Below are 19,873 nucleotides of genomic sequence, written 5' to 3'. Positions count from 1 at the left end.
AGAACAACGATGTGAGGGAGAGCACAAGCCATGGACGAAGACGACTTCGAGGCGTCACACCGCGCACCGGGCCTCGCCATCGACGGGGAGGCCTCGCCTCACGTCGCGTTGACTCACGGCGGCATCACCGATCCCCGTCGCACTCGCGCAACGATGCCCGAGAGGCGTGGCGTCCGCAACGGCCTCGAATGGGTTCGGCCCTCGGATTTGCTCAGCATCGGCGGTGCCCGTGTTGCCGGTCGCGGCATTGATTTCCAGGCTGAGCTCGCTCGGCGGCTACGGCGAGCGCCCACCACCATCCGTCGGGCAAGGCGCGAACGAGCCGACCGACTCCCTCCCCTCTCCGAGTTCGGACAGTCGGGCGAGCGTCCACCAATGTCCCGGCACGGGCTCGGGCGGCGCTGACGATGAGCATCCTGTTGAGGACGGCAACACACACCAATTTGACAGGAGGTAGCGCGATGGACTGGCAGCCACAGCGGGAAAAGGAATCGAAGTCATTCCGCGAGTCGGAAGGCCTGCGAATCTTGCTCGCCCGACTTCAAGCGAATGGCGGCGTCAAGTGGCGGACGGACCCCGAGGCATCCGAACTCATGCGGTTCGCCGCCCGGCGCTACGCGGGGTTGGCGCGAAAGCACGGTCTGGATCCCTGGGAGGCCGCCGCTGCTGCATACGATGCAATGCGGGCGTCGTCGACACTCCGCGCCGACGACCCCTGGGCAATGGTCACCCGAGCAGTGCAGGTTACCTGCATCGCAGAGGAACGCGCCCAAGGCCTCCTGTGCTCCGTGCACCAGGCGCGCCGGCCCAAGGTCTCGGCCTTCCACGACGCCGAACGCTTCAGCGATCGCGAGCACGTTCTCACGGACTACCACCCCGCGTTCAGAACCAGTCCGGCCGACTCGCAGCCCGACGAACCACCACGGGTCGAGGTCGCGGCGGCGGTCGAAGACGCGATCATGATGTTCACCCTGCTCGATTGGCCGGTCGACCGCGCCCGCAACGGCGTCGAGTACGTCTGCGGCCGACTCGCGGACGCACCATCACGTGCCTCCGCGTACGAGTCCCTACGTCGTGACTACCCCGCCCGTGCGCTCCTCGACGTTCCGCAGCGAGCGTGGATGGCAATGCTCCGAGCACTCCTGGGCAGCGGCAACCCCCTGCAGGCGCACACCAAAGCCGGCCACGGCATCCTGCTTCGTTTGCTCCTCGGCGAGCCACTTCGCGCCTTGTTCCACGACGACGACCTGGTCGCCGACATCGTCAACAACGCTCCCGGAGCGCGGGTATGACCAGCACGCCGGGTCACATTGAACTTGAGCGGTCGATCGACTCCATCCGGATCGGATCGCGGCATCGCACCGACCTCGGCGACATCGACGCCCTCGCCGCCTCGATCGAGAAGCAGGGGCTCCTGCAGCCGATCACCGTCACGCCCGACGGCACCCTCGTCTGCGGCGCCCGCCGCCTGGCCGCTCTCCGGCAGCTCGGGGTACGCAAGCTCAACGTGTGGGTTCGCTCCGGCATCTCGGACGGACTAGCCCAACTGCTCGCAGAACAAGACGACAACGCCCTCCACAAGACCCTCAGCCCGACCGAAGCGGCCACCCTGTATCGCGAGGTGAAGATGCTCCTGGCGGAGGACGCACGTCGGCGTCAAATCGCGTCACGATTCGGCGCGAAGAAGGGGACCCCCCAATCAGACGGTGCTGCCACCGTGGCAGCACCGGTGACCTCCCTCGATGGCTACGCCCGGGCACGGGCCGCGCTACTGGTGACCGGGACACGCTCGTACACGACGCTCGAACGCATCGGCTACCTGCAGGGCATCGTTGCCGATGAGAATCTCGACGAGGCACTCCGCCGCCTCGCGACCATTGAGCTCGACCTGATTAGCAATGGCGGCTCGGTCACGGCTGCGCACCGCCGCATGAAGACTCAGCTGGCTTTCGCCGAACTCGAGCAGCTGGCAGCGGATGCCGCGCAACCCGCGCTCATCCGCCACGCCGCGTCGGCAGGAACTTCACGAGTGCACGCCGCCGAGACCACCCAAAGCGACATCGAGCTCGAACAGCTGGCCCGAGAAGCGCTCTCCCGAGCCAAGACAGCGACGAAGGCCAAAAACGCCCGGCCAGCCACCCCCAACGACTCCAATCTGCCCGTGCGTTCGTTCGTGTTTCTCTGGAACGACCTCCGCGAATGGTGGCTCCGCTACGACGACGAGATCGTTTCCCAGCTCACCGATGAGCAATGGGATCAGTTCGAAGCGACACTTGCCGGCACCATCGCGTTCGCCGAACGGATGCGCTCTCTTCGTGACGACTCCCCTGCAGTTGCTCGGGTATCGACACGATCGCTTTCCCGATGAGGCACCCCGCCCTAACCCTGAGGAGATCACAATGCATTTCGCCCACCGGCGCCGCCTGGTCATCGCAATCGTCAGCAGCGGCATCGCCCTGATCGTTCTCATCGTCGTCGGCTTGTTCGGACTTCTCCGTGGGCCCGAAAAACCGAGCGAGGCCGCGCGGCCGGCGCCCGCAGCATCCGCTTCACCGGTGCCCACGGCCCGCCCTGATCAGCCGCCGCCGATTCTTGCGACGAGAGACCCCGAGAAGTTCGCACGCAGCGTCGCGGGTGCGCTCTTCAATTGGGACACGCATGACCAAGTTGGCCTCTCCGACTGGGCGCAGGTGATCGTCGACGTCGCCGACACGAATGAAGCACCCGCCGTGGCCTCCGATGTTCGGGACTATCTCCCCGCCGCTCAGATGTGGCAGCGACTCAGCACGTACGGCACTCGGCAATGGATCGAAATCGAGTCGGTGGGTGTGCCCGAGGCCTGGGCGACCGCGCTCGAACAGGCAGCGCCGGGGCAGATACCACAGGGTGCCACGGCACTCACCGTAACGGGAACCCGTCATCGCACCGGCACCTGGAAGACGCAAGCCCTGAACACGGAGCGACAGGTGGCGTTCACGGTTTTCGTCGTGTGCCCGGCCAAGAAGACGTGCACACTGCTCCGGCTGTCTCAGCCCGACCAACCTTTGGAGTAAGGCCGAGCGATGCAGAAGCTCATCGGTCTCGTCGCGGCGCTCATGCTCGCCGGCCCACTCATCGGACTGGTGGGCGTGGCCGCTCTCACCAATCCGGCCGCGACCTCCTGCGGATCGGGGTCGCTCGTCGTCCGCATCATCCCCGAGTCGCTGTCCGCTCGAACGCGAGACGGCCGATCGATCACCCTGAAAAGTGCCCAGCTGACCCATGCCGCCACGATCACGACCATCGGCGCCCGGTATGCCGACGTGGGTCGACCAGGAGTGCTCATCGCGCTGATGGCCGCGCTCACCGATTCGGCGCTGCGCATGCTCGCCAACCCCAGCGCGTATCCGGAGTCCGCGGCGTACCCGAACGACGGGGTCGGCTTCGATCACGACTCCCTGGGCCTCTTCCAAATGCGCCCGGTGTCGGGCTGGGGAACAGTCGCCGAACTCATGCGCCCGGAGTACCAGGCACAGGCATTCTTCGGTGGGCCCTCTGGCCCCAACGCCGGATCGCCACGCGGGCTGCTCGATATCGCAGGCTGGCAGGCGCTCGACCCGGGCGCGGTCGCGCAGATGGTCGAGGTCAGCGCCTACCCCGATCGGTACCAGAACTTCCAGCCCGTCGCCGAGTCGGTCCTCGCCGCACTGACGCGGGCGCCCTTGGCGAGCGCAGTTGGCCCCGGGTTGACCATTGCCGAGACCTCGCGCGTGGTGTTCCCGCTTCCCTCCGGCACGTACACAAACACCGACAGCTTCGGGTGGCGCACCGACCCCTACAGCGGCGCGCGGAAGTTCCACGCGGGCAGCGACCTCGCGGCACCGCTGGGCACTCCCATCCTCGCGGTCGCCGACGGTGTCGTCAGTTTCGCGGCGCGACGCGGCACCTACGGCGGGCTGATCACCATCGAGCACACGGTCGGCGGCGTGCGTGTCACCTCGTACTACGCCCACCTCTACGACTATGGAATTCACGTCGAGGCCGGCGACACGGTGGCCGCCGGGCAACACATCGGCGACGTCGGTTCTGCCGGCAAGTCAACCGGCCCGCACCTCCACCTCGAGATCCACCCCGGCGGGGCGAGCAAACCCGCAGTCAACGCCGTGGACTGGCTAACCGAGCACGGTGCCGCCGGCTTGGCCGGCGCCGGGGTCCGCGCGGCCGGATGCGGAAAGGTGAACTGAGATGGACGTATTCCCCGACTTCGGAGCCGTCGGCGGCGCAGCAGAATTGCAGAACGTCGTCGGCGCGATGCTGACCTTCGTGCTGATCATGTCAGTACTCATGATGATCATCAGCGGCGTCACTTGGGCACTCGCGTCGGCGAATGGCAATTTCCAGACCGCCTCGCGAGCCCGGGTCGGACTCTGGGTCGCCTGTGGCGCAGCAGCCCTCGCGGGCGCCGGCGTCGCCTGGGTCAACTTCCTGCTCGGCGTCGGCTCGACCCTCTGAAAGGTCGGTATCACCCGCGAATCCACTTGATTTCGTCGTCAGGAGGCATTCGCATGCCAACCACATCCAGAATCGCCTTCAGACCCAAACTCGTCACAGATTCGTCCGCAGATTCAAACCCAGATCGCCACGCGCCACCTTTCGACTCAATGATCATACGAGCGACGTCCGTGACGGAAGAACCTGAAGTCGGTAGATCGACAGACTCCGCGACACGGAGGAGAAAATCCACTGGAACGGCATCCTTCGGATTTATGGCTGGGGCCGGCAGCCGGAGATTCTCGGCTATGCCATCGAGCAGCAAGGCTCTGAGCCGAAGCGCCGCCCATCGCGGTCGCTTCCGCGTGCCCTTGTTGGTGATCCAGTCGTGGCGTCTGGCTCTCGTCAACAGATTCGTTATCCACGCCGCGGCGACGGGTTCGTTCCTGACCTGAATGAAGTGACGCTCGATCTGAAAGCGGTCGGCCTCGCCAACGCTGTCAAGGAACTCTGTCAAGGACCGTAATTCGGGGTCGTCAGGTACGTATAACCGAGCCCAATTATCTAAGTTTTCAAGAACCGGTACCATCGCTTCTCGAAAGCGGTCGAAGTCGAATCGAGAAGCGATCGCCAAGACCCTTTCGTCAAGGTCTGCCTGCTTATTGTCTAATGTCTCCGGATCCGGGTAGATCCGGACGTTGACGGGGCCGGGGGGTCGATACTCCCTCAATGGACGCCCGTCTGGGTCGGCAACCCATACGGCCCGCCCTGGGAGCGCCTCAAATTTGACATCCAGAACTTCGCCATCGATGGGCTCGGTTGAGACACTTTCAACCCGGTAACCAGCCCCCCACCAAGCGCTGACCTGCGGGCGACCTTCACTCTTCGTGCCACTTCCTGCCCACCAGGATCTGCCCTTCCGTGCACTAACAGGCAAGCCCAGTTCGCCTGCATCAAGAAGTAGTTGGTTAATTTCGGCCAAGGAGTACTGAGGACTGTCCCGCTCATCGGCCGCGAGTGCCTCGTAGAGCGACGAGTATCGACCACCAAGCTCGGGGGCGCGATAAGTGTCAAGATCCTGCGACTGCCCGGCATCAATGGTTCGTCGAGGAAGCCGACTTTCGACACTCGTCAGATTGTCCAGCGTGAGGAAGCGCAAGCGATTGGCGATCCCACTGGCACGAACCGAGAGGTCGATATGACGCGCCAAGAGCCGCGCATCATCGAGGTCCCAACCATCTGTGAACTTGAGCCGAAGTGCGTCGCATATGCCGACGATGATGGCGAACGGGAAGGCAGTCACCCCGGCCAGCAGTCGTTCCAATTCCTGTGGAGCCAAGGGGACGGACCAAACGAGGTGGGTCTTAACCTCGCCCGCTGTGCGGTCGGCTTCCCGGGCCGTGGACTCAATGATCCTCTCGAAGCGTCTAGCGGCAATGAGGCGCCGACTCTCACGGGAATGGTCGATTGCGCGGCTTGCTGCTTCGAGACCATCCTCAGTGCTAGCTGAAGGCCGGATTCCGAATGTTTCCTTCCCCAGTTTCTCCTCCCAGTCCCCTCGCAAGGCGTCAGCGAACGGATCGAATTCTGGCCGGTAGTCCGAAGTCGGCCAAAGCCAGGCGACGATCAACGCGCCATTTCTTGAGTTCAACAGGTCGTTGTCCGAGAACACCTCTTCATCCGGCGGCCACATCCGATCGAGATAAGCAACCTCGTTTTGGAAGCGGAGAAGCCGCGAAGTATTGGCGACTACGTCTTGGGGGGTCATGGCCATATCCTACCTCACTTATAAGCGGCGACAGTAAGGATTTCATGCTATTGTTCCCACAAGTTAATTGCTAAACACGCTGCACATAAGGATATGGGGATAGATGATGACAACTCTGATAACGAGAAAGGACGTTACGCGCTCAGGCGCGGAGTCCCTCCCGAGCACGCACCGGAAGTTCGCCGCGATCGTAGATCTTGAGAACGTCGCGATCTTTTCCGGTGAGCATGTGTCGCCAGCACACATGCATGTGCTCCTGAACGCCATTGGCACACAGGTGTCCGGAATGCCCGTTCGCCTGGCAACGGGCATCAACGTGCTACGCCCTTACATGGATCTGGTCGGCCTCCAACATTGGGGGCTGACACTCGTCGAGACAAAACCCGATGCAGCTGATGACGCACTTTTCGAAGCGGCGCGAGATTTCATAATCTGCGGCGCCACGGACATCGTTGTCGCCAGTGGGGACCATTCATTCATCCCACTCGCTGCGCACGTTAACCTCCACGTCATCAGCCATGCCACCCATCTCAGCAAATCGCTGCGCCTCGCCGCGACGACGGTGACGCATCTCCCCAATGTCCGCACCGAATTCCGCGCCGCTGGTTGAGCGGACGACGGATGGCAACCTGACGTTCAATTCGACACCTCACCGACCAACCAGAGGTCGGCTGCTCCTCATAAACAAAGGTTCACAATGACAATGCTCCACACCCCTCGAAATCTGATCGACCTGACCCGGCTCATCACCCTCGGACAGCATGCAATTCGCTTTTTGTCAGACACTGAGGTTCATGATGCCTGGCGCGAGGCGGCAAGCAACTGCTCGAAAGTTCCCGACGCTCTCGTAGGGGCCGTGACAACAATTTCGACGGCTACCAGCTCGGTCGCGTGGGCATGTAGCAAAACCATCGCCGCTTGGCGACGGTATTGACGCAATGCGCCTTAGAAGCGTTCCCGCGATTGCCAATCCGCCAACCGAAGCAATCGGTAAGTGCAACTCGTGCCCCGCTTGCGTCGCGCAACCCATGAATTTCGAGAAGCGCTCGACTTGAGGACGGTCTAGGAGAGCCGGGCTGAGAATTTGAACGCTCGGCGCCCACCTGCGCGAACACGGTAACGCCTGCGCACCTCCCAGTCGTACCCATCAACCGACTGAGGGAGCTGATTGTGGTTGACATTATTCCGAACGGGACTGGGCTTCCCGGCATCGAGCAACTGCGCATCATTGTCGGCGCCGTGATGACCGTCGGACTGATCCTGAGCGTGCTCGCGCTGATCATCGCGGCGATCGTGTGGGGCTTCGGCGCCAATTCGTCCAACCCGCACCTCGCCTCGCGCGGCAAGGTGGGCGTGCTGGTCGCCTGCGGCGCCGCCATCATCTGCGGCTCAGCCGTCACATTGGTGAACTTCTTCTGGACCGTCGGCCAAGCCGTCTGACCCCGATTCCCACCTGAACGGGGCTCCAGATGAGCGTGTGCGACGTGCCGGTAATCGCCGACGTCTGCAGGACTGCGGGTGAAGGCGCCGCTGCATTGGTCGCGGCGCCGTTCGATTGGCTTGCGCATGCGATGGGCTCAGCCGCAGCCTGGCTGTTCGAGTCCGTCTGGGCAGCTTTTGATTCCACCACGCTCGTCGACGTCACCGACCCGGCGTACATCGACGTCTACAACGTGCTCTTCGGCGTGGCCGTCTTCGTCACCCTGGTGTTGTTCTGCCTTCAACTTCTCACCGGCCTCGTTCACCGCGACCCGACAGCGCTCTCCCGCGCCGCGATCGGCGTCGCCAAGTCGATACTCGGATCATTTGTCATCATCACCATCACTGGCCTGCTCCTCGAAATCACGGATCAGCTCACGATCGGAGTCGTCGTCGCGAGCGGCAACACGATGGAAGGCATGGGCGACCGCATCGCCCTCCTCGCCACCGGCCTCACAGCCATCAGCCTCGGAGCCCCCGGCGTCGGCGCCATCGTCACCATCTTCCTGTCCTCACTCGCGATCACCGGCGCGGCCATCGTCTGGTTCTCCCTCCTCATCCGCAAGGCGCTCTTGCTGGTGGCGATCGTCTTCGGGCCCATCGCGCTCGCCGGCGCGACCTGGGATGCCGCCAAAGGATGGTTCTCGAAATGGGTCGCGTTCGTGATGGCCCTCATCCTCTCGAAACTCGTGCTCGTCGTGATCTTCCTGGTGGCGGTCGCGCAAGTCTCGGCACCGATCGATGCCGACCTGGCCTCCGTTAGCGATCCGATCGCCGGCATTGTCTTGATGTTCATCGCCGCCTTCGCCCCGTATATCACCTACAAGTTCCTCAACTTCTTGGGGGTCGACATGTACCACGCGATGTCCAGCGAACAGGAAGCGAAGTCGGCGATGAACCGGCCCGTCCCGTTACCGAAAGCACCGATGGTCGACGACCCGAAGAAGATCCTCGAGCCTAACGGTGACGGCGGAAACGGAAAGGCACCACAAGGCGGCCCCGCCCCGACAACCTCATCGAGCGGTGGAGTGCCTGGTCCCACATCGTCGAGCGGCGGATCGGGCGCCGGTTCCGCTGCAAGCAAGGGCGCATCCGCCAAGGCTGGGACGGCCGGCGCAGGTGCCGCAGCAGGGGCGGCGACCGCGGGCGTCTCCGTCGTCGCGGAAGTCGTCAAGGCCGCTGCCCAGGCTGGCCCGAACATGGCCAGCACGGTCGGCCAGGTAGCGGATGCTCACAGCCAGTCTTCGAGCAACGCCGCCGCCCCGAGCACATCTCGGCCATCATCCGAGACCTCCTCCCCACCAGGCAAGGACGTGTAGTCATGGACACCGAAAATACCCGCACCGAATACCCACTGCCAGCCGTGCAGTTTTCACGCCTCACCAAACGAGGCATCATGCTTGGCCTATCGGTCCCGCAATTGATCGCTCTGTCCATCGGCACGCTCACCATCGTCACCGTGCTCTACACGACTGGCGGCTCCGGCATTCCCTGGACTGCTCCCCTGTGGGGCACCGCCGCGTTGATCGCCCTCATTCCCCTCGGGGGCCGAAAGATCGTCGAGTGGGTGCCGATCGTCTGCCGGTGGATGCTCCGCGCCGGCACTGAGCAGCTCACCTACCGGCGCCGCATCGTGCGCCCACGACCGGTCGGCACCCTGTCTCTGCCAGGCGACGCATCCGCTCTGCGCGAATGGAACGACCCCGAGTCAGGCGCCGTCATGATCCACGACCCGCACGCGCGCACTCTCACCGCGGTCGTGGCGGTATCGCACCCAGCATTCGCCCTGCTCGACCCCGGCGAACAGCATCGCCGAGTCGCCGGGTGGGGCCGCGTGCTCGCCGGCGCCTGCCGGTCCGGGCGAATCGCACGCCTCCAGGTATCGGAACGCACGCTGCCCGATTCCGGCACCGGACTCACCGAATGGTGGGAACGACATGGCAGCAACGACGACAGTTGGGCAGCCGCCACCTACCGCGAACTCATCGCGCGCGCCGGACCCACCAACGAACGCCACGCGACCACAATCAGCCTCTCCCTCGACCTCACCGCAGCCTCCCGTCAGGTCCGCACGCAAGGCGGCGGTATGCGCGGCGCGGCAGCCGTGCTGCGCCAGGAAATGACCGCACTCACCGCGGCCCTGCGCGCAGCGGACCTTACCGTGGGTACCTGGCTCACCGCAGACGAACTCGCGAGAATACTGCGCACGGCGTACGACCCCGACGTCGGCGTCGACTTGGAACGTCACCCGGATATCGGGCGCTCGCTTGAAACCGCCGGCCCGGTCGCGGTCGCCGAGAGCTGGGATCACCTCCGCACCGACAGCGCCTTCCACGCCGTGCTGTGGATCAGCGAATGGCCGAGGTCGCAGGTGTTCCCCGGTTTTCTCTCCCCCCTGGTCTTCACCAACGGCATCCTCCGCACAGTCGCGCTGCACTACCTCCCCGTCCGCACCGACCAGGCGGCGCGCGACCTGCGCAAGAAGAAGACCGAACTGATCAGCGACGCCCACCAACGCACCCGCATCGGCCAAATAGCGGATGCCGGCGCCACCGCCGAATACGACGACCTCCTGCACCAGGAGGCCGACCTCACCGCCGGCCACGGCGTACTGCGCACGACCGGACTCGTATGCGTGACCGCGCCCACCCTCGACGAGCTTGACGCCGCCGTGGCGTCGATCGAGCAGGCCGCCATCCAGGCATCCTGCGAAACCCGCCGACTCGTCGGCCAGCAGGCCCAGGCCTTCACCGCCGCAGCGCTCCCCCTGTGCCGCAGCGTGTGACCGGTGGCACTCCTGTTGTGCAGAGAACCCCGATTGGAGCCGACATGTTCGAACAACATCCACAACCCCCAAACTCCCGATGGATCAGCGTCATCTTCCTCCAGGGCGAGCACGCCGAGGAAGTGCTCGGCATGATCAACCGCAGTGGACCCACCGTGGCCAGCCAATTCCTCCGAGAGTGGGACCACGGCGAGGAGACCACCGAGGCCGCGCTCACGAACGGGTATGTCTACGACCACATTCCGGCCGGAACGACCGACCGAACCATCGAAGACGCCGCCTCCCCGTACGCACTCACCTACAGCACGCAATTCCGGTACGTCTCGCTCCTGCGCCGGTACCCGGTCGCACCCGACTGGGAGCCCGCACCGGCACCAGCAACCACGCCCGCGATTCGAACGCGTCACGGCGCCGACATCTGGGCACCCACCCGGGACCGGGCGACGAACATGGCAGGGCACACGGTCGCGCTATGAGAAACACCGACGCAGACGAGCGGATGCACACAGCCGCGCTGGTCGAACCGCACGGCGAGCCCCGCCGCGACCGCCGTGCCCGTCGGCAATCTGCAGCCAAGATCGAAGCTGATGCCCGCAAGGCCAAGCAACTCGAGGCGCACACCCGGTGGCGTGCCGAGCGGGACGAAGCACGATCGAGGGCCTATCTTGCCTCAAGCGGGGAATCGGGTCCCGCCCAATTGCGGATGCCCGGGCTGCTTCGGCTCCCCAAGCACCAGGACACATCAGCGACGCTCTCGGGGCACTACCCGTTTCTGGCCGAGGCGGGACTCGGCTCGGCTGGCGTCTTCGTCGGGCAAGACCTCTACTCGGGCGGTTCGTTCGTCTATGACCCGTGGGTGCTCTACCAGCGCGGCCTGATCACCGCCCCGAACATCGTGCTGGCCGGCATCGTCGGCTCTGGAAAATCGTCCCTGGCGAAGTCCCTCTATACTCGCTCGCTCCCCTTCGGCCGCCGCGTCTACGTGCCCGGCGATCCCAAGGGCGAGCACACCGCCGTCGCCGAAGCCGTCGGCGGCAAGGCAATCATCCTCGGCCATGGGCTTCGCAACCGACTCAACCCACTCGACGAAGGACACCGGGCAGCATCCTCTTCCAATGCCGAATGGTCGGCGCAACTGACCGCGCGGCGCCGCGACCTGATCGGCGCTCTCGCGGAAACGGTGCTCGATCGACCTCTCGGCCCCCTCGAACACACGGCCATCGACCTCGCGTTAGCGGATGCTGTGCGGAGCGCCAAGGTACCAATCCTGCCGATGGTCGTTGATCGCATCCTTGCCCCGAACCCCACGGACGACGAGGGCCGGCTCGCGGAGGACGGACGCCTTGTTGGCCATGCGCTGCGACGGCTGGTGGCCGGTGACCTCGCCGGGCTCTTCGACGGACCGTCCACCGTGCGCTTTGACCCCTCGCTTCCGATGGTGTCGCTCGACCTGTCGCGGGTGGCCGAAAACTCGACCCTCATCTCCGTGCTGATGACATGCTCATCGGCGTGGATGGAATCCGCCCTCGCCGACCCGGCCGGCGGCCAGCGCTGGGTCATCTACGACGAGGCCTGGCGGCTCATGGCGTACCCGGCCCTGCTACGACGAATGGATGCCCAGTGGCGGCTCGCCCGCCACTTCGGCATCGCCAACATGCTCATCTTCCACAAGCTCAGCGACCTCGACAACGTCGGCGACTCAGGATCCGCCATGCGCGCACTCGCGTCGTCACTGCTGGCCAACGCCGAGACTCGCATCGTTTACCGCCAGGAACCGGACCAACTCGGCTCCACCGCATCCGCTCTCGGACTCACCCGCACCGAGCAGAAGCTGCTCCCCACGCTCGGCACCGGGCAAGGGCTCTGGCGCATCAAGGGCCGCAGCTTCGTTGTGCAACATCAACTCCACCCCGACGAGCTCGCGGCCTTCGACACGACCTCCCGGATGACCGGAGTTTAGTAATCGCGTGCGGTGCCCAAAGCGCACCTTGCAGTCAAAGTGAGGAGGCCGTGCCATGGCCGAGAGAGTCTTGGAAGACGAGCGAGAAGCGAGGATGATGCTCGCGGCGCTGTCCGAACCCGGTGACGTCATCACCGGAACCTTGATCGCCCGACTCGGCGCGGCCGAGACCGTGCAGCTAATCACATCGGGCGTGCGCCTTCCAAACGGCATCGACCCGGCAGAGGGCGAACTGTGGCGACGTCGACTGGCTCCGCGCCTCAACCCCGGCCAGGTCGATCGCATCCGCGCCGACATGGAGCGCCACAATCTGCGGCTGCTGACGCCAGAGGACATCGACTGGCCCGGTGAGCTGCAACAGCTCGGCACGAGCGCGCCGATCGCGCTCTGGCTCAAGGGCAACCCGAATCAACTCGCGGCGCCGCTGCCCGCCCGAGTTACCATCGTCGGCGCCCATGCCGCAACAGCTTATGGCAGCCAGGTCGCCACCGAACTCGCCTCCGATCTCGCCTCGCAAGGCCGCTCGATCGTGTCCGGGGGTGCCTACGGCATCGACGAATCAGCGCATCGAGCAGCTACCGTGTCCTATCCAGGTTCGACGATCGCCGTGCTCGCCGTCGGCCTCGACCGGCTCTTCCCCACCGGCCACGAGCAGCTCTTCGAACGCATCGAACAGAGCGGCGGACTGCTCATCAGCGAACTACCGCCCGGCTCCGCCCCAACACGGTGGCGATTCCTGCAACGCAACCGGATCCTGGCTGCACTCACGGGCGCGACCGTCGTTGTGGAGGCAGGACACCGAGCCGGCTCGCTGAACGTCGCAGCTCAAGCCCACGCCCTGGGGCGCCCGGTCGGCGCTGTTCCCGGCCCGGTGACAAGCCCGGCGAGTGCCGGCTGCCATCGGCTGATCCAGGAAGGGATCGCGAGCCTCATCACCGATGCACAGGATGTGACGGACCTGCTGGACTCGACAGTCGGCTTCTCCGGAGACCGGACCTTCGCTTACTCCCCCACGAGACGGTTCACCCGAACCGGCCCTCACCTAACGTTCTAACTCTTCCGCCAAACGGGGACAGGACCGATGAACACTCTGCGACCGCACCCTGCGCTTGGCGATGAGCTTGCCAACCTGGGCATCGGACTGCTGATCAGTACGGCGGGCTTCGCCCTCCTGCTCCGCGCCGCGGGTGCCGTCGCCGCCTGGGCGACCAACACCCGGCAACCTGCCGGCGGGCCAGCGACCGGGCTTGCCGTGCTACTCGACCCGGGGCATCCGTCGGCGGCTCTGCAAGCACCCGGCCTGAACCCCGTCGCCTACTGGCTAACTACGATCCTGTTACTCGGTCTGGCGGTGACGGCGGCCTTCTGGTTATGGCGAGTGTTCCGAGGCACGGGCCACACGACTAAGGTCGCCCCGCACCGCATCCTGGGTATCGCAACGAGTGCCGAGGTATCACGGGCCGCGTCACACTCGGCGCTCATGAAGCGCGCGGCGCACCTTCGACCTTCCCTCACGAACGCCGGCCCCCGCGACGTCGGCTACCGAATCGGCCGATCCCGCAACACCACGGTCTGGGCGAGCGTCGAAGACTCCATCCTGGTCATCGGTCCACCGCGCTCCGGCAAAGGGGCGCACATCGTGATCAATGCCATCCTCGACGCCCCCGGCCCGGTCGTGACCACGTCCACTCGCCCCGACAACCTGACGACAACTCTTCGCGCTCGGCAGCGGATTGGCCCGGTGGCGGTATTCGATCCCCAGCGGCTTGCAGCGGGCGTGCCTGTAGGACTTCGGTGGTCGCCGATCCGCGGCTGCGAAGACCCACTCACGGCGATGATCCGCGCGTCAGGACTCGCCGCCGGCACCGGACTAGCCGCCGGCGGAGTCGACGGGGGCGGATTCTGGGAAGCCAAAACCCGCACAGCCCTGCAATGCCTGCTGCACGCGGCAGCGCTTGACGGCTGCCAGCCCGCCGAGCTGTTTCGCTGGACCCTCGATCCGGCCGCAGCCCACGACGCGGTCTCCATCCTAATGAGCACCCCGGGCGCGGCCACGGGCTGGGGCGACTCCCTCCAGGCCATGCTCGAAGCCGATCCCCGCACGCGCGACTCCATCTGGCAGGGCGTCTCCCTGTCGTTGGGCGCGCTGGCGGACCCGCGCGTGCTGGATGCCGTCTCACCGAGCGAAGGCGAGGGATTCGACCCCGAAGGCTTCTTACGCAGCAACGGCACCCTGTACCTTCTAGCCACCGGCGCCGGCTCGAACAACTCAGCCGCTCTCGTATCCGCTTTCGTCGAGGACCTGGTCGAGACCGCACGCCGCATCGCCGCGCGCAGCGCGGGTGCGCGACTTGACCCGCCGTTGTTGCTTGCGCTCGACGAGATCGGCAACCTGGCGCCTCTCCCCTCCCTTCCGAACCTCATGGCCGAAGGCGGCGGCACCGGCATCACGACCATGCCGGTGCTGCAGTCGCTCTCCCAGGCGCGCACAAAATGGAGCGACAACGCGGCTGGCACAATCTGGGATTCATCCATCGTCAAGATCGTGCTCGGCGGAGGATCCAACTCAAAGGACCTCCACGACCTCTCCACCCTGATCGGCGACCGCGACGAGGCGACTGACTCCACGACGATCGGCGACCGCGGTTCACGGTCAGCGCAGCGCTCCATCCGCCGCGTCCCGATCATGCCGCCCGACACCATCCGCACCCTGCCATTCGGCACCGGACTCATCATGCTCCGCGCGGCCCCACCCATCATCGCGAGCCTGCACATGTGGACCACACGCCCCGACGCAAAGGCGCTGCGCGCCAACCGGGAGGAAATCGAAGGATTGATGCGCTCGCCGACTCCCGACGAGCCCGCGGAACAGTCGGCCGGCGCTGCGGAGTGACTCCGTTACCCTACGAGCTCACAGGTCGCGACCGACCACCATCCACAAGGTGTCACGGCTAGGAAGTTCCACTCCTGGTTGCCTGCTCGGCGTGCCGGGTATTTGACCGAAGTGGATCCAGTACTTACGACGATTGGGCCGGTCACTCCCGCGGTTATACCCCCGGCGTGAGCGGGGGTGTCGATTTATTGGAGGGTGTCGAGGTTCGGTGGACTCATCGTCGACTTCGGGTGCCTTGCGCCTATCGCGGAGAGGATTGGTTGCACTGAGGCTGGCCAACGCGGGACACTGACTTCTGTGCAGGAAAAGTGGCTCTACGGATACGAAGGCGAAGGACCGGGCGAAATTGAGTTCCACCCGATTCGCATGCTGTCAGATGACGAGTACGACGCCGTGCGCCACGCGATCAAGACTGTACTCGACGTCCTGACTGGCCCCACCTCGTTCTCAGAATTGGCTCGCCGCGATATGGCGAGAACATTCATCGATCTCAGTCAGCGCCTTGGGGATCTGGACGAATCACGAAAAGTTGAGATCTGGGGACCCGAACTTGAGTATCGAATCGTCTCAGTGAGTTCAGCCGTGCGAATGCACGAAGAGTTCGTGCTGACCACGATCCAAAAACGCAAAGATCCGACCGCGGAAGCATCGGCGAAAGCGATTTTCAATAGGACCTACGACGGGTCGCAGGCCTACCGCATCATCTATTCGTTGAGAAACGCTTTGGTCCACGGGTCTAAAGGGCTAACTACCCTTGGATCGAAGAGCACAATGGCTGCGGACGGAACCACCTCCGCCGCAGTCTCGATCAATCTCAGCCGTGATCGATTTGCGGCTTCAGACGCGAAGACTGCCGTTCGGGGTGAGGTGCGGGCCATGGCAGAAGACCCGGAGCTTATGCAGCTCGCGAATGTGGCTTTGGACGACCTCGCAGCGATGCGGCGTGATCTTGAACCGCTGCTATACCCCGAGGCCCCTGCTGCGTCACAGCTCATCTACTCCTATGTACATGAGGTTCACGCGTCGGGGTTTGGCGCTCCGCATTTTCATGCGCATGATCCCGGCGATCCCTTCGGCCACATGAGCACTATCGGAATGACCAGATCCATCTTTGATTACGTGCTCGCCTCCGTCAGAAACTAGTTTCCTTGACGCTCGCTGACATATGAGCGAGCGCTCGAGCGAGCATCTAGGTCGACAACTGCAGCACGAGGATGCCCGGGCAGATCCTGAACCCGATGGTGACGCGCAGCACACCGAATACCAGCGAGGTCAGAAATGTGTGGACGCTGCGTTGGAACCTTCCCGCCGTGGGAGCGCGCGGCGCACCTCCTATTGAGTGCGGATCAAGACCTTCCGCCCAAATCACAGGAGGATCAGTCCTATGACACTTCACACACAGCAATCGTTGTCAGGTTTCATCGCCTCGGAGGCGCAGCAATCGGTCACCGAGAACGGTGAAACCCGTTTCAGCGTCCGCATCGGCCAGCCGCACTTTCGTCGCGAGGACAATGGCAGTTTTACCGTGCTCGAGCCGACCTTCCACGACCTCGTCGCCTACCGCGCCACCGCCGACCGGGCGCTCACACGGTTCGCCAAGGGCGACAGCTTCATCGCCGAAGGCTACGTTCGCAACTTTGAGATCGAGCGCGACGGCGAGATCATCCAGCGTGAGGAGTTCATCGCGAAGAAAATCGGTCACGACCTCGCCCGCACCAACTACGACGTCGACCGAAAAACACGCCGCTCAGCCACCGGTCCCGAGCGGGACGCGTCGGCCGTCCAGCAGGTCATTTCTGCAGAGGCAACGCCCGTTCGCACCGGCTCCTCAGTACTCGGGATCTGAGCGCGGCGATGGTAGAACTCCCGATTGAGTGGCCGCCCGGCGGTGATGCCCCGCTCGGCGAGGAGTCAGACGACCTCGACGGGCCACTCGTCGCAGAGCCGCCGCATCCGATCAATTGGAACCTCCTCACCGCGGACGAAGCCGAAACCGAATGGATCGAACTCAACCGGTGGGTGAACTGGCTACGACGGACGTATGGGCTCCCAGCGTCCGTCGTACCACCGTTCTGGCACCGGCACCCTGAACTCGTCTGGGAACTCTCCGCCCTCCACCTTCACTGGCTCTGCGCCTACGACCCCGACCAGCACGGCTCAGCCCCCTTCGGCTGGCACCGCGACTTCGCCGACGCCCGCCAACGCCTCCACGACTGGGCGGCAACATCCGGCACGCACCTTGACCGCGACCGCCCCACTCGACAGACCTCCTGGCCAGGAGAACTGCCCACGGACGCGGTCGAGGACATCCCGATCGGCGACCGCGACAAGGACTTTGCCCGGTTCGTCATCGACGACGTCGCCAAGCGCCGGGAGGCCGAGGCCGACTTCTATGCTCGCGGCGAGTCTCATTCATCATCCCACGACCTACCGCAGACCACCTTGTTAGGCTCAGTAGATGAACTCGCCCGCGACAAGCAGACCGTCCGCTAGCGCCAGCTCAGAGGCACCGACCACTGGGCGGCGGACCTGCGGAGCTACCTCGAAGCGGTCCGCCGACGCGATGCGTCCTAACCGAGCGCGGCAGTAAAGTCGACTGCTAGCGTGATCGCACCATCCGTACTTGGCGCGCGCACCTGGCCACTACGATGAATGTTCCTTGAATCGCAAGTACAGCTCGGCGACCGTGAGCGTACCTGCCGCACCCGCTCGAGTCATACTGCACTCGCTGGGCGCGTCACGCGGGGACTGATCGCCCGGCAATACGGTTTCTTCCGTCAGAAATCCTTGAGATTCGGAATCAGGCGGCGGGCTCCCGTAGGAGAGTCCGCCGCCTCGCGGTTATCTAGCGAAGGTTGAACGCCGTCCCGCAGTGCGCACAGCGAATGAGCCCAGGGCGATATGCACCAAAGGGACCAAGCTTCCGGCGGCATTTCGGGCAGGTAACGGTGTGTAGGGCCATAGAGCCCTCCTTTCAATACTGACCATCAAGAGCCGATGGGGAGGGTCCTTTTGACCCTGCCCCACCTGAACGGTCTAGAATCGAAGCACCACTCCCGCAAAGTTTGGCGCCCACAACCCCGAGACCTCGGCTCACCCGAGGAACCTCGGGGTTGTCATGCTCAGCGGTTTAATTCTACATCTAGTGATGACACAAACTGAGGACCACTACATGTAGTAATTACACTTATGTAGTTATCCACCGACTGCTCACATGGTTATCCACAGGCAATGCCTGTATGCTCTCGCGGAAATACAGGAGAAGTGTTCGAGTTATCCACAGTCTCCGCGTGACGCGACTTAGTGCCCTGTGGATTCTCGCACGGCGTGTCGCGGTCGCACTGCCTGGCGACTAAATCCGCTGTCGACGAACACCACCTGTGATTCGACTGCTCGAAACTCCATTTTGTATTCGCCGCTCCGGACGGCCGCCGCGTAGATGTCGAGCACCCGAACCGACGTCGCGATTAGCTCACCCGGCGGCCGCTGATCGCCTCAGCCTTCGTCGGGTTCCCGTTCCGCTTGGACGAAGGCCCACAGTATCGCCACCTCACTGGGGTGGAGCCAGCCGCTGCAGCACCTCCGCCGGCTCTGGCTTCACCCTCCGGTCGGGCTCGGCGTAGTGGGCCTTCGTCGTCGAGGTGGAGGTGTGGCCGAGCATGTCCGCAGCAGCCTGCATGCCGAGTTCGTTGGCGAGCAGCGTCGCGCCTGTGCGGCGAAAGGAGTGCGGAGTGATTTCCATGCCCTCAAGGCCGGCATTCCGCAGTATCCCCCGGAATGTGCGCCTGACGTTGTACGGCGCCAGTGGAGTATCCACCCGGGAGTAGAACAGCAGATGCTCCGTGTCCTCCGGATCCAGCAGCGCCAAGCGCTGGCGAATCACGTCGGCCGCGAACTGCGGCACGCCGATTACCCGGTTCGACTCATGTGTCTTCGGGTGCTCTTGACGGTGCACGCCGGCGCCGTTGTGCACGACGATTGTGCCGCTGATGTTCACCCGCGGCGGATCGGCGTCCATGTCGACGTCGCACTGCCGCAGCGCGAGTGCCTCGCCGATGCGAGTTGCGGTGCCGAGCATCACCTCGATGATGTCCCGCACCTGGCCGTCGGATCGTGGCCCCATTCTGCCGTCTTCCGTGCGCCATTCTCGGGCCGCGAGGCGGATCGCAGCGATTTGCTCGGTCGTGAGCGCCTTCGGGGTGTGCGGGGGCTTCTTCATGCGCGACGTCTCCTTCATGAGATTGCGCGGAATGATCTCCCGCCGCACCGCAAAGGCCAGGATCATGCCGAGCAGCGTGCGGGAGTGCTTCGCTCTCGGGTACGACTGCGCGCGCTGCTGCCTCAGGAAGAGCTCGATCCGCCCAACGGTCACTTCACGAATCGTGAAGTTCTCGAAAAAGGGCAAAACAAGCACGCGCAGTTCACGCTGGTAGGTGTCTTTCGTGCCCTGAGAGCGGTCAACGTCGAGCATCACGTCCTCCATCCAGGCCGCAGCGAGCAGCAGGAATGGTGAGCTCG

General features: G+C 64.4%; 18 protein-coding genes. 16 read left to right on the top strand and 2 right to left on the bottom strand.

Features of this window, described 5'->3' with window-relative positions:
* The first annotated feature begins 461 nt into the window (after nt 1-461).
* The 5 genes from E3O11_RS12785 to E3O11_RS12765 are packed head-to-tail and all read left to right on the top strand — an operon-like array spanning nt 462 to nt 4,491.
* Nucleotides 462-1,292 carry a hypothetical protein gene (locus E3O11_RS12785; protein ID WP_092449059.1) on the top strand — a complete coding sequence of 277 codons (831 nt, stop codon included), beginning with the start codon at nt 462-464 and terminating at the stop codon, nt 1,290-1,292.
* The gene (locus E3O11_RS12780) at nt 1,289-2,368 is read left to right on the top strand and encodes a ParB N-terminal domain-containing protein (protein ID WP_092449060.1); all 1,080 of its coding nucleotides are present in this window, start codon (nt 1,289-1,291) and stop codon (nt 2,366-2,368) included. The genes E3O11_RS12785 and E3O11_RS12780 overlap by 4 nt, the downstream gene beginning before the upstream one ends.
* A gap of 31 nt (nt 2,369-2,399) precedes the next feature.
* The gene (locus E3O11_RS12775) at nt 2,400-3,053 is read left to right on the top strand and encodes a hypothetical protein (RefSeq protein WP_092449061.1); all 654 of its coding nucleotides are present in this window, start codon (nt 2,400-2,402) and stop codon (nt 3,051-3,053) included.
* A 9-nt stretch (nt 3,054-3,062) separates the two neighbouring features.
* Nucleotides 3,063-4,223, top strand: coding sequence for a M23 family metallopeptidase (locus tag E3O11_RS12770; protein ID WP_092449062.1), 1,161 nt, complete (start codon nt 3,063-3,065; stop codon nt 4,221-4,223).
* Between the two features lies 1 nt (nt 4,224).
* Complete coding sequence (locus E3O11_RS12765; RefSeq protein ID WP_092449063.1) at nt 4,225-4,491, top strand: DUF6112 family protein; 267 nt, start codon at nt 4,225-4,227, stop codon at nt 4,489-4,491.
* 10 nt (nt 4,492-4,501) lie between these two features.
* Here E3O11_RS12765 and E3O11_RS12760 read toward each other — a convergent pair whose 3' ends face one another.
* A complete protein-coding gene (locus E3O11_RS12760; RefSeq protein WP_134495562.1) occupies nt 4,502-6,238 on the bottom strand; it encodes a hypothetical protein in 1,737 nt (578 codons plus the stop codon).
* 103 nt (nt 6,239-6,341) lie between these two features.
* On the opposite strand from E3O11_RS12760, the gene E3O11_RS12755 reads away from it, so the two are divergent.
* From E3O11_RS12755 to E3O11_RS12705, 11 genes are all read left to right on the top strand, one after another.
* The gene (locus E3O11_RS12755; protein WP_092449065.1) at nt 6,342-6,848 is read left to right on the top strand and encodes an NYN domain-containing protein; all 507 of its coding nucleotides are present in this window, start codon (nt 6,342-6,344) and stop codon (nt 6,846-6,848) included.
* A gap of 560 nt (nt 6,849-7,408) precedes the next feature.
* Nucleotides 7,409-7,678, top strand: a complete 270-nt coding sequence (locus E3O11_RS12750; RefSeq protein ID WP_092449066.1) for a DUF6112 family protein — start codon at nt 7,409-7,411, stop codon at nt 7,676-7,678.
* A gap of 29 nt (nt 7,679-7,707) precedes the next feature.
* Nucleotides 7,708-9,036, top strand: a complete 1,329-nt coding sequence (locus E3O11_RS17685; RefSeq protein ID WP_092449067.1) for a TrbL/VirB6 family protein — start codon at nt 7,708-7,710, stop codon at nt 9,034-9,036.
* 2 nt (nt 9,037-9,038) lie between these two features.
* Entirely contained in the window at nt 9,039-10,502 is a 1,464-nt protein-coding gene (locus tag E3O11_RS12740; protein WP_092449068.1) for an SCO6880 family protein, read from the top strand.
* Between the two features lie 44 nt (nt 10,503-10,546).
* Nucleotides 10,547-10,978: a hypothetical protein gene (locus E3O11_RS12735; protein WP_092449069.1), complete on the top strand. Its 432-nt coding sequence runs from the start codon at nt 10,547-10,549 to the stop codon at nt 10,976-10,978.
* On the top strand, nt 10,975-12,462 hold the full coding sequence (locus tag E3O11_RS12730) for an ATP-binding protein (protein WP_092449070.1): 1,488 nt from the start codon (nt 10,975-10,977) through the stop codon (nt 12,460-12,462). Before E3O11_RS12735 ends, E3O11_RS12730 begins: the two co-directional genes overlap by 4 nt.
* A 55-nt stretch (nt 12,463-12,517) precedes the next feature.
* On the top strand, nt 12,518-13,516 hold the full coding sequence (dprA, locus tag E3O11_RS12725; RefSeq protein WP_092449071.1) for a DNA-processing protein DprA: 999 nt from the start codon (nt 12,518-12,520) through the stop codon (nt 13,514-13,516).
* Between the two features lie 27 nt (nt 13,517-13,543).
* On the top strand, nt 13,544-15,355 hold the full coding sequence (locus E3O11_RS12720; protein WP_092449072.1) for a type IV secretory system conjugative DNA transfer family protein: 1,812 nt from the start codon (nt 13,544-13,546) through the stop codon (nt 15,353-15,355).
* Between the two features lie 297 nt (nt 15,356-15,652).
* The gene (locus tag E3O11_RS12715; RefSeq protein WP_134495558.1) at nt 15,653-16,498 is read left to right on the top strand and encodes a hypothetical protein; all 846 of its coding nucleotides are present in this window, start codon (nt 15,653-15,655) and stop codon (nt 16,496-16,498) included.
* Between the two features lie 241 nt (nt 16,499-16,739).
* A complete protein-coding gene (locus E3O11_RS12710; protein ID WP_092449074.1) occupies nt 16,740-17,201 on the top strand; it encodes a single-stranded DNA-binding protein in 462 nt (153 codons plus the stop codon).
* 8 nt (nt 17,202-17,209) lie between these two features.
* Entirely contained in the window at nt 17,210-17,848 is a 639-nt protein-coding gene (locus tag E3O11_RS12705; RefSeq protein ID WP_241994717.1) for a DUF4913 domain-containing protein, read from the top strand.
* Nucleotides 17,849-18,905: 1,057 nt separating this feature from the next.
* Here the strand turns inward: E3O11_RS12705 and E3O11_RS12700 are convergent.
* Nucleotides 18,906-19,826 (bottom strand): tyrosine-type recombinase/integrase, encoded by a 921-nt coding sequence (locus E3O11_RS12700; RefSeq protein WP_166787581.1) that lies wholly within the window; start codon nt 19,824-19,826, stop codon nt 18,906-18,908.
* Between the last annotated feature and the right edge of the window lie 47 nt (nt 19,827-19,873).

It is taken from the genome of Cryobacterium levicorallinum, from assembly GCF_004402405.1.
GTDB classification, from domain to species: Bacteria; Actinomycetota; Actinomycetes; order Actinomycetales; family Microbacteriaceae; genus Cryobacterium; species Cryobacterium levicorallinum.
The sequence above is the reverse complement of the archived record's forward strand: the minus strand, read 5'-3'. Positions and strand labels throughout refer to the sequence as shown.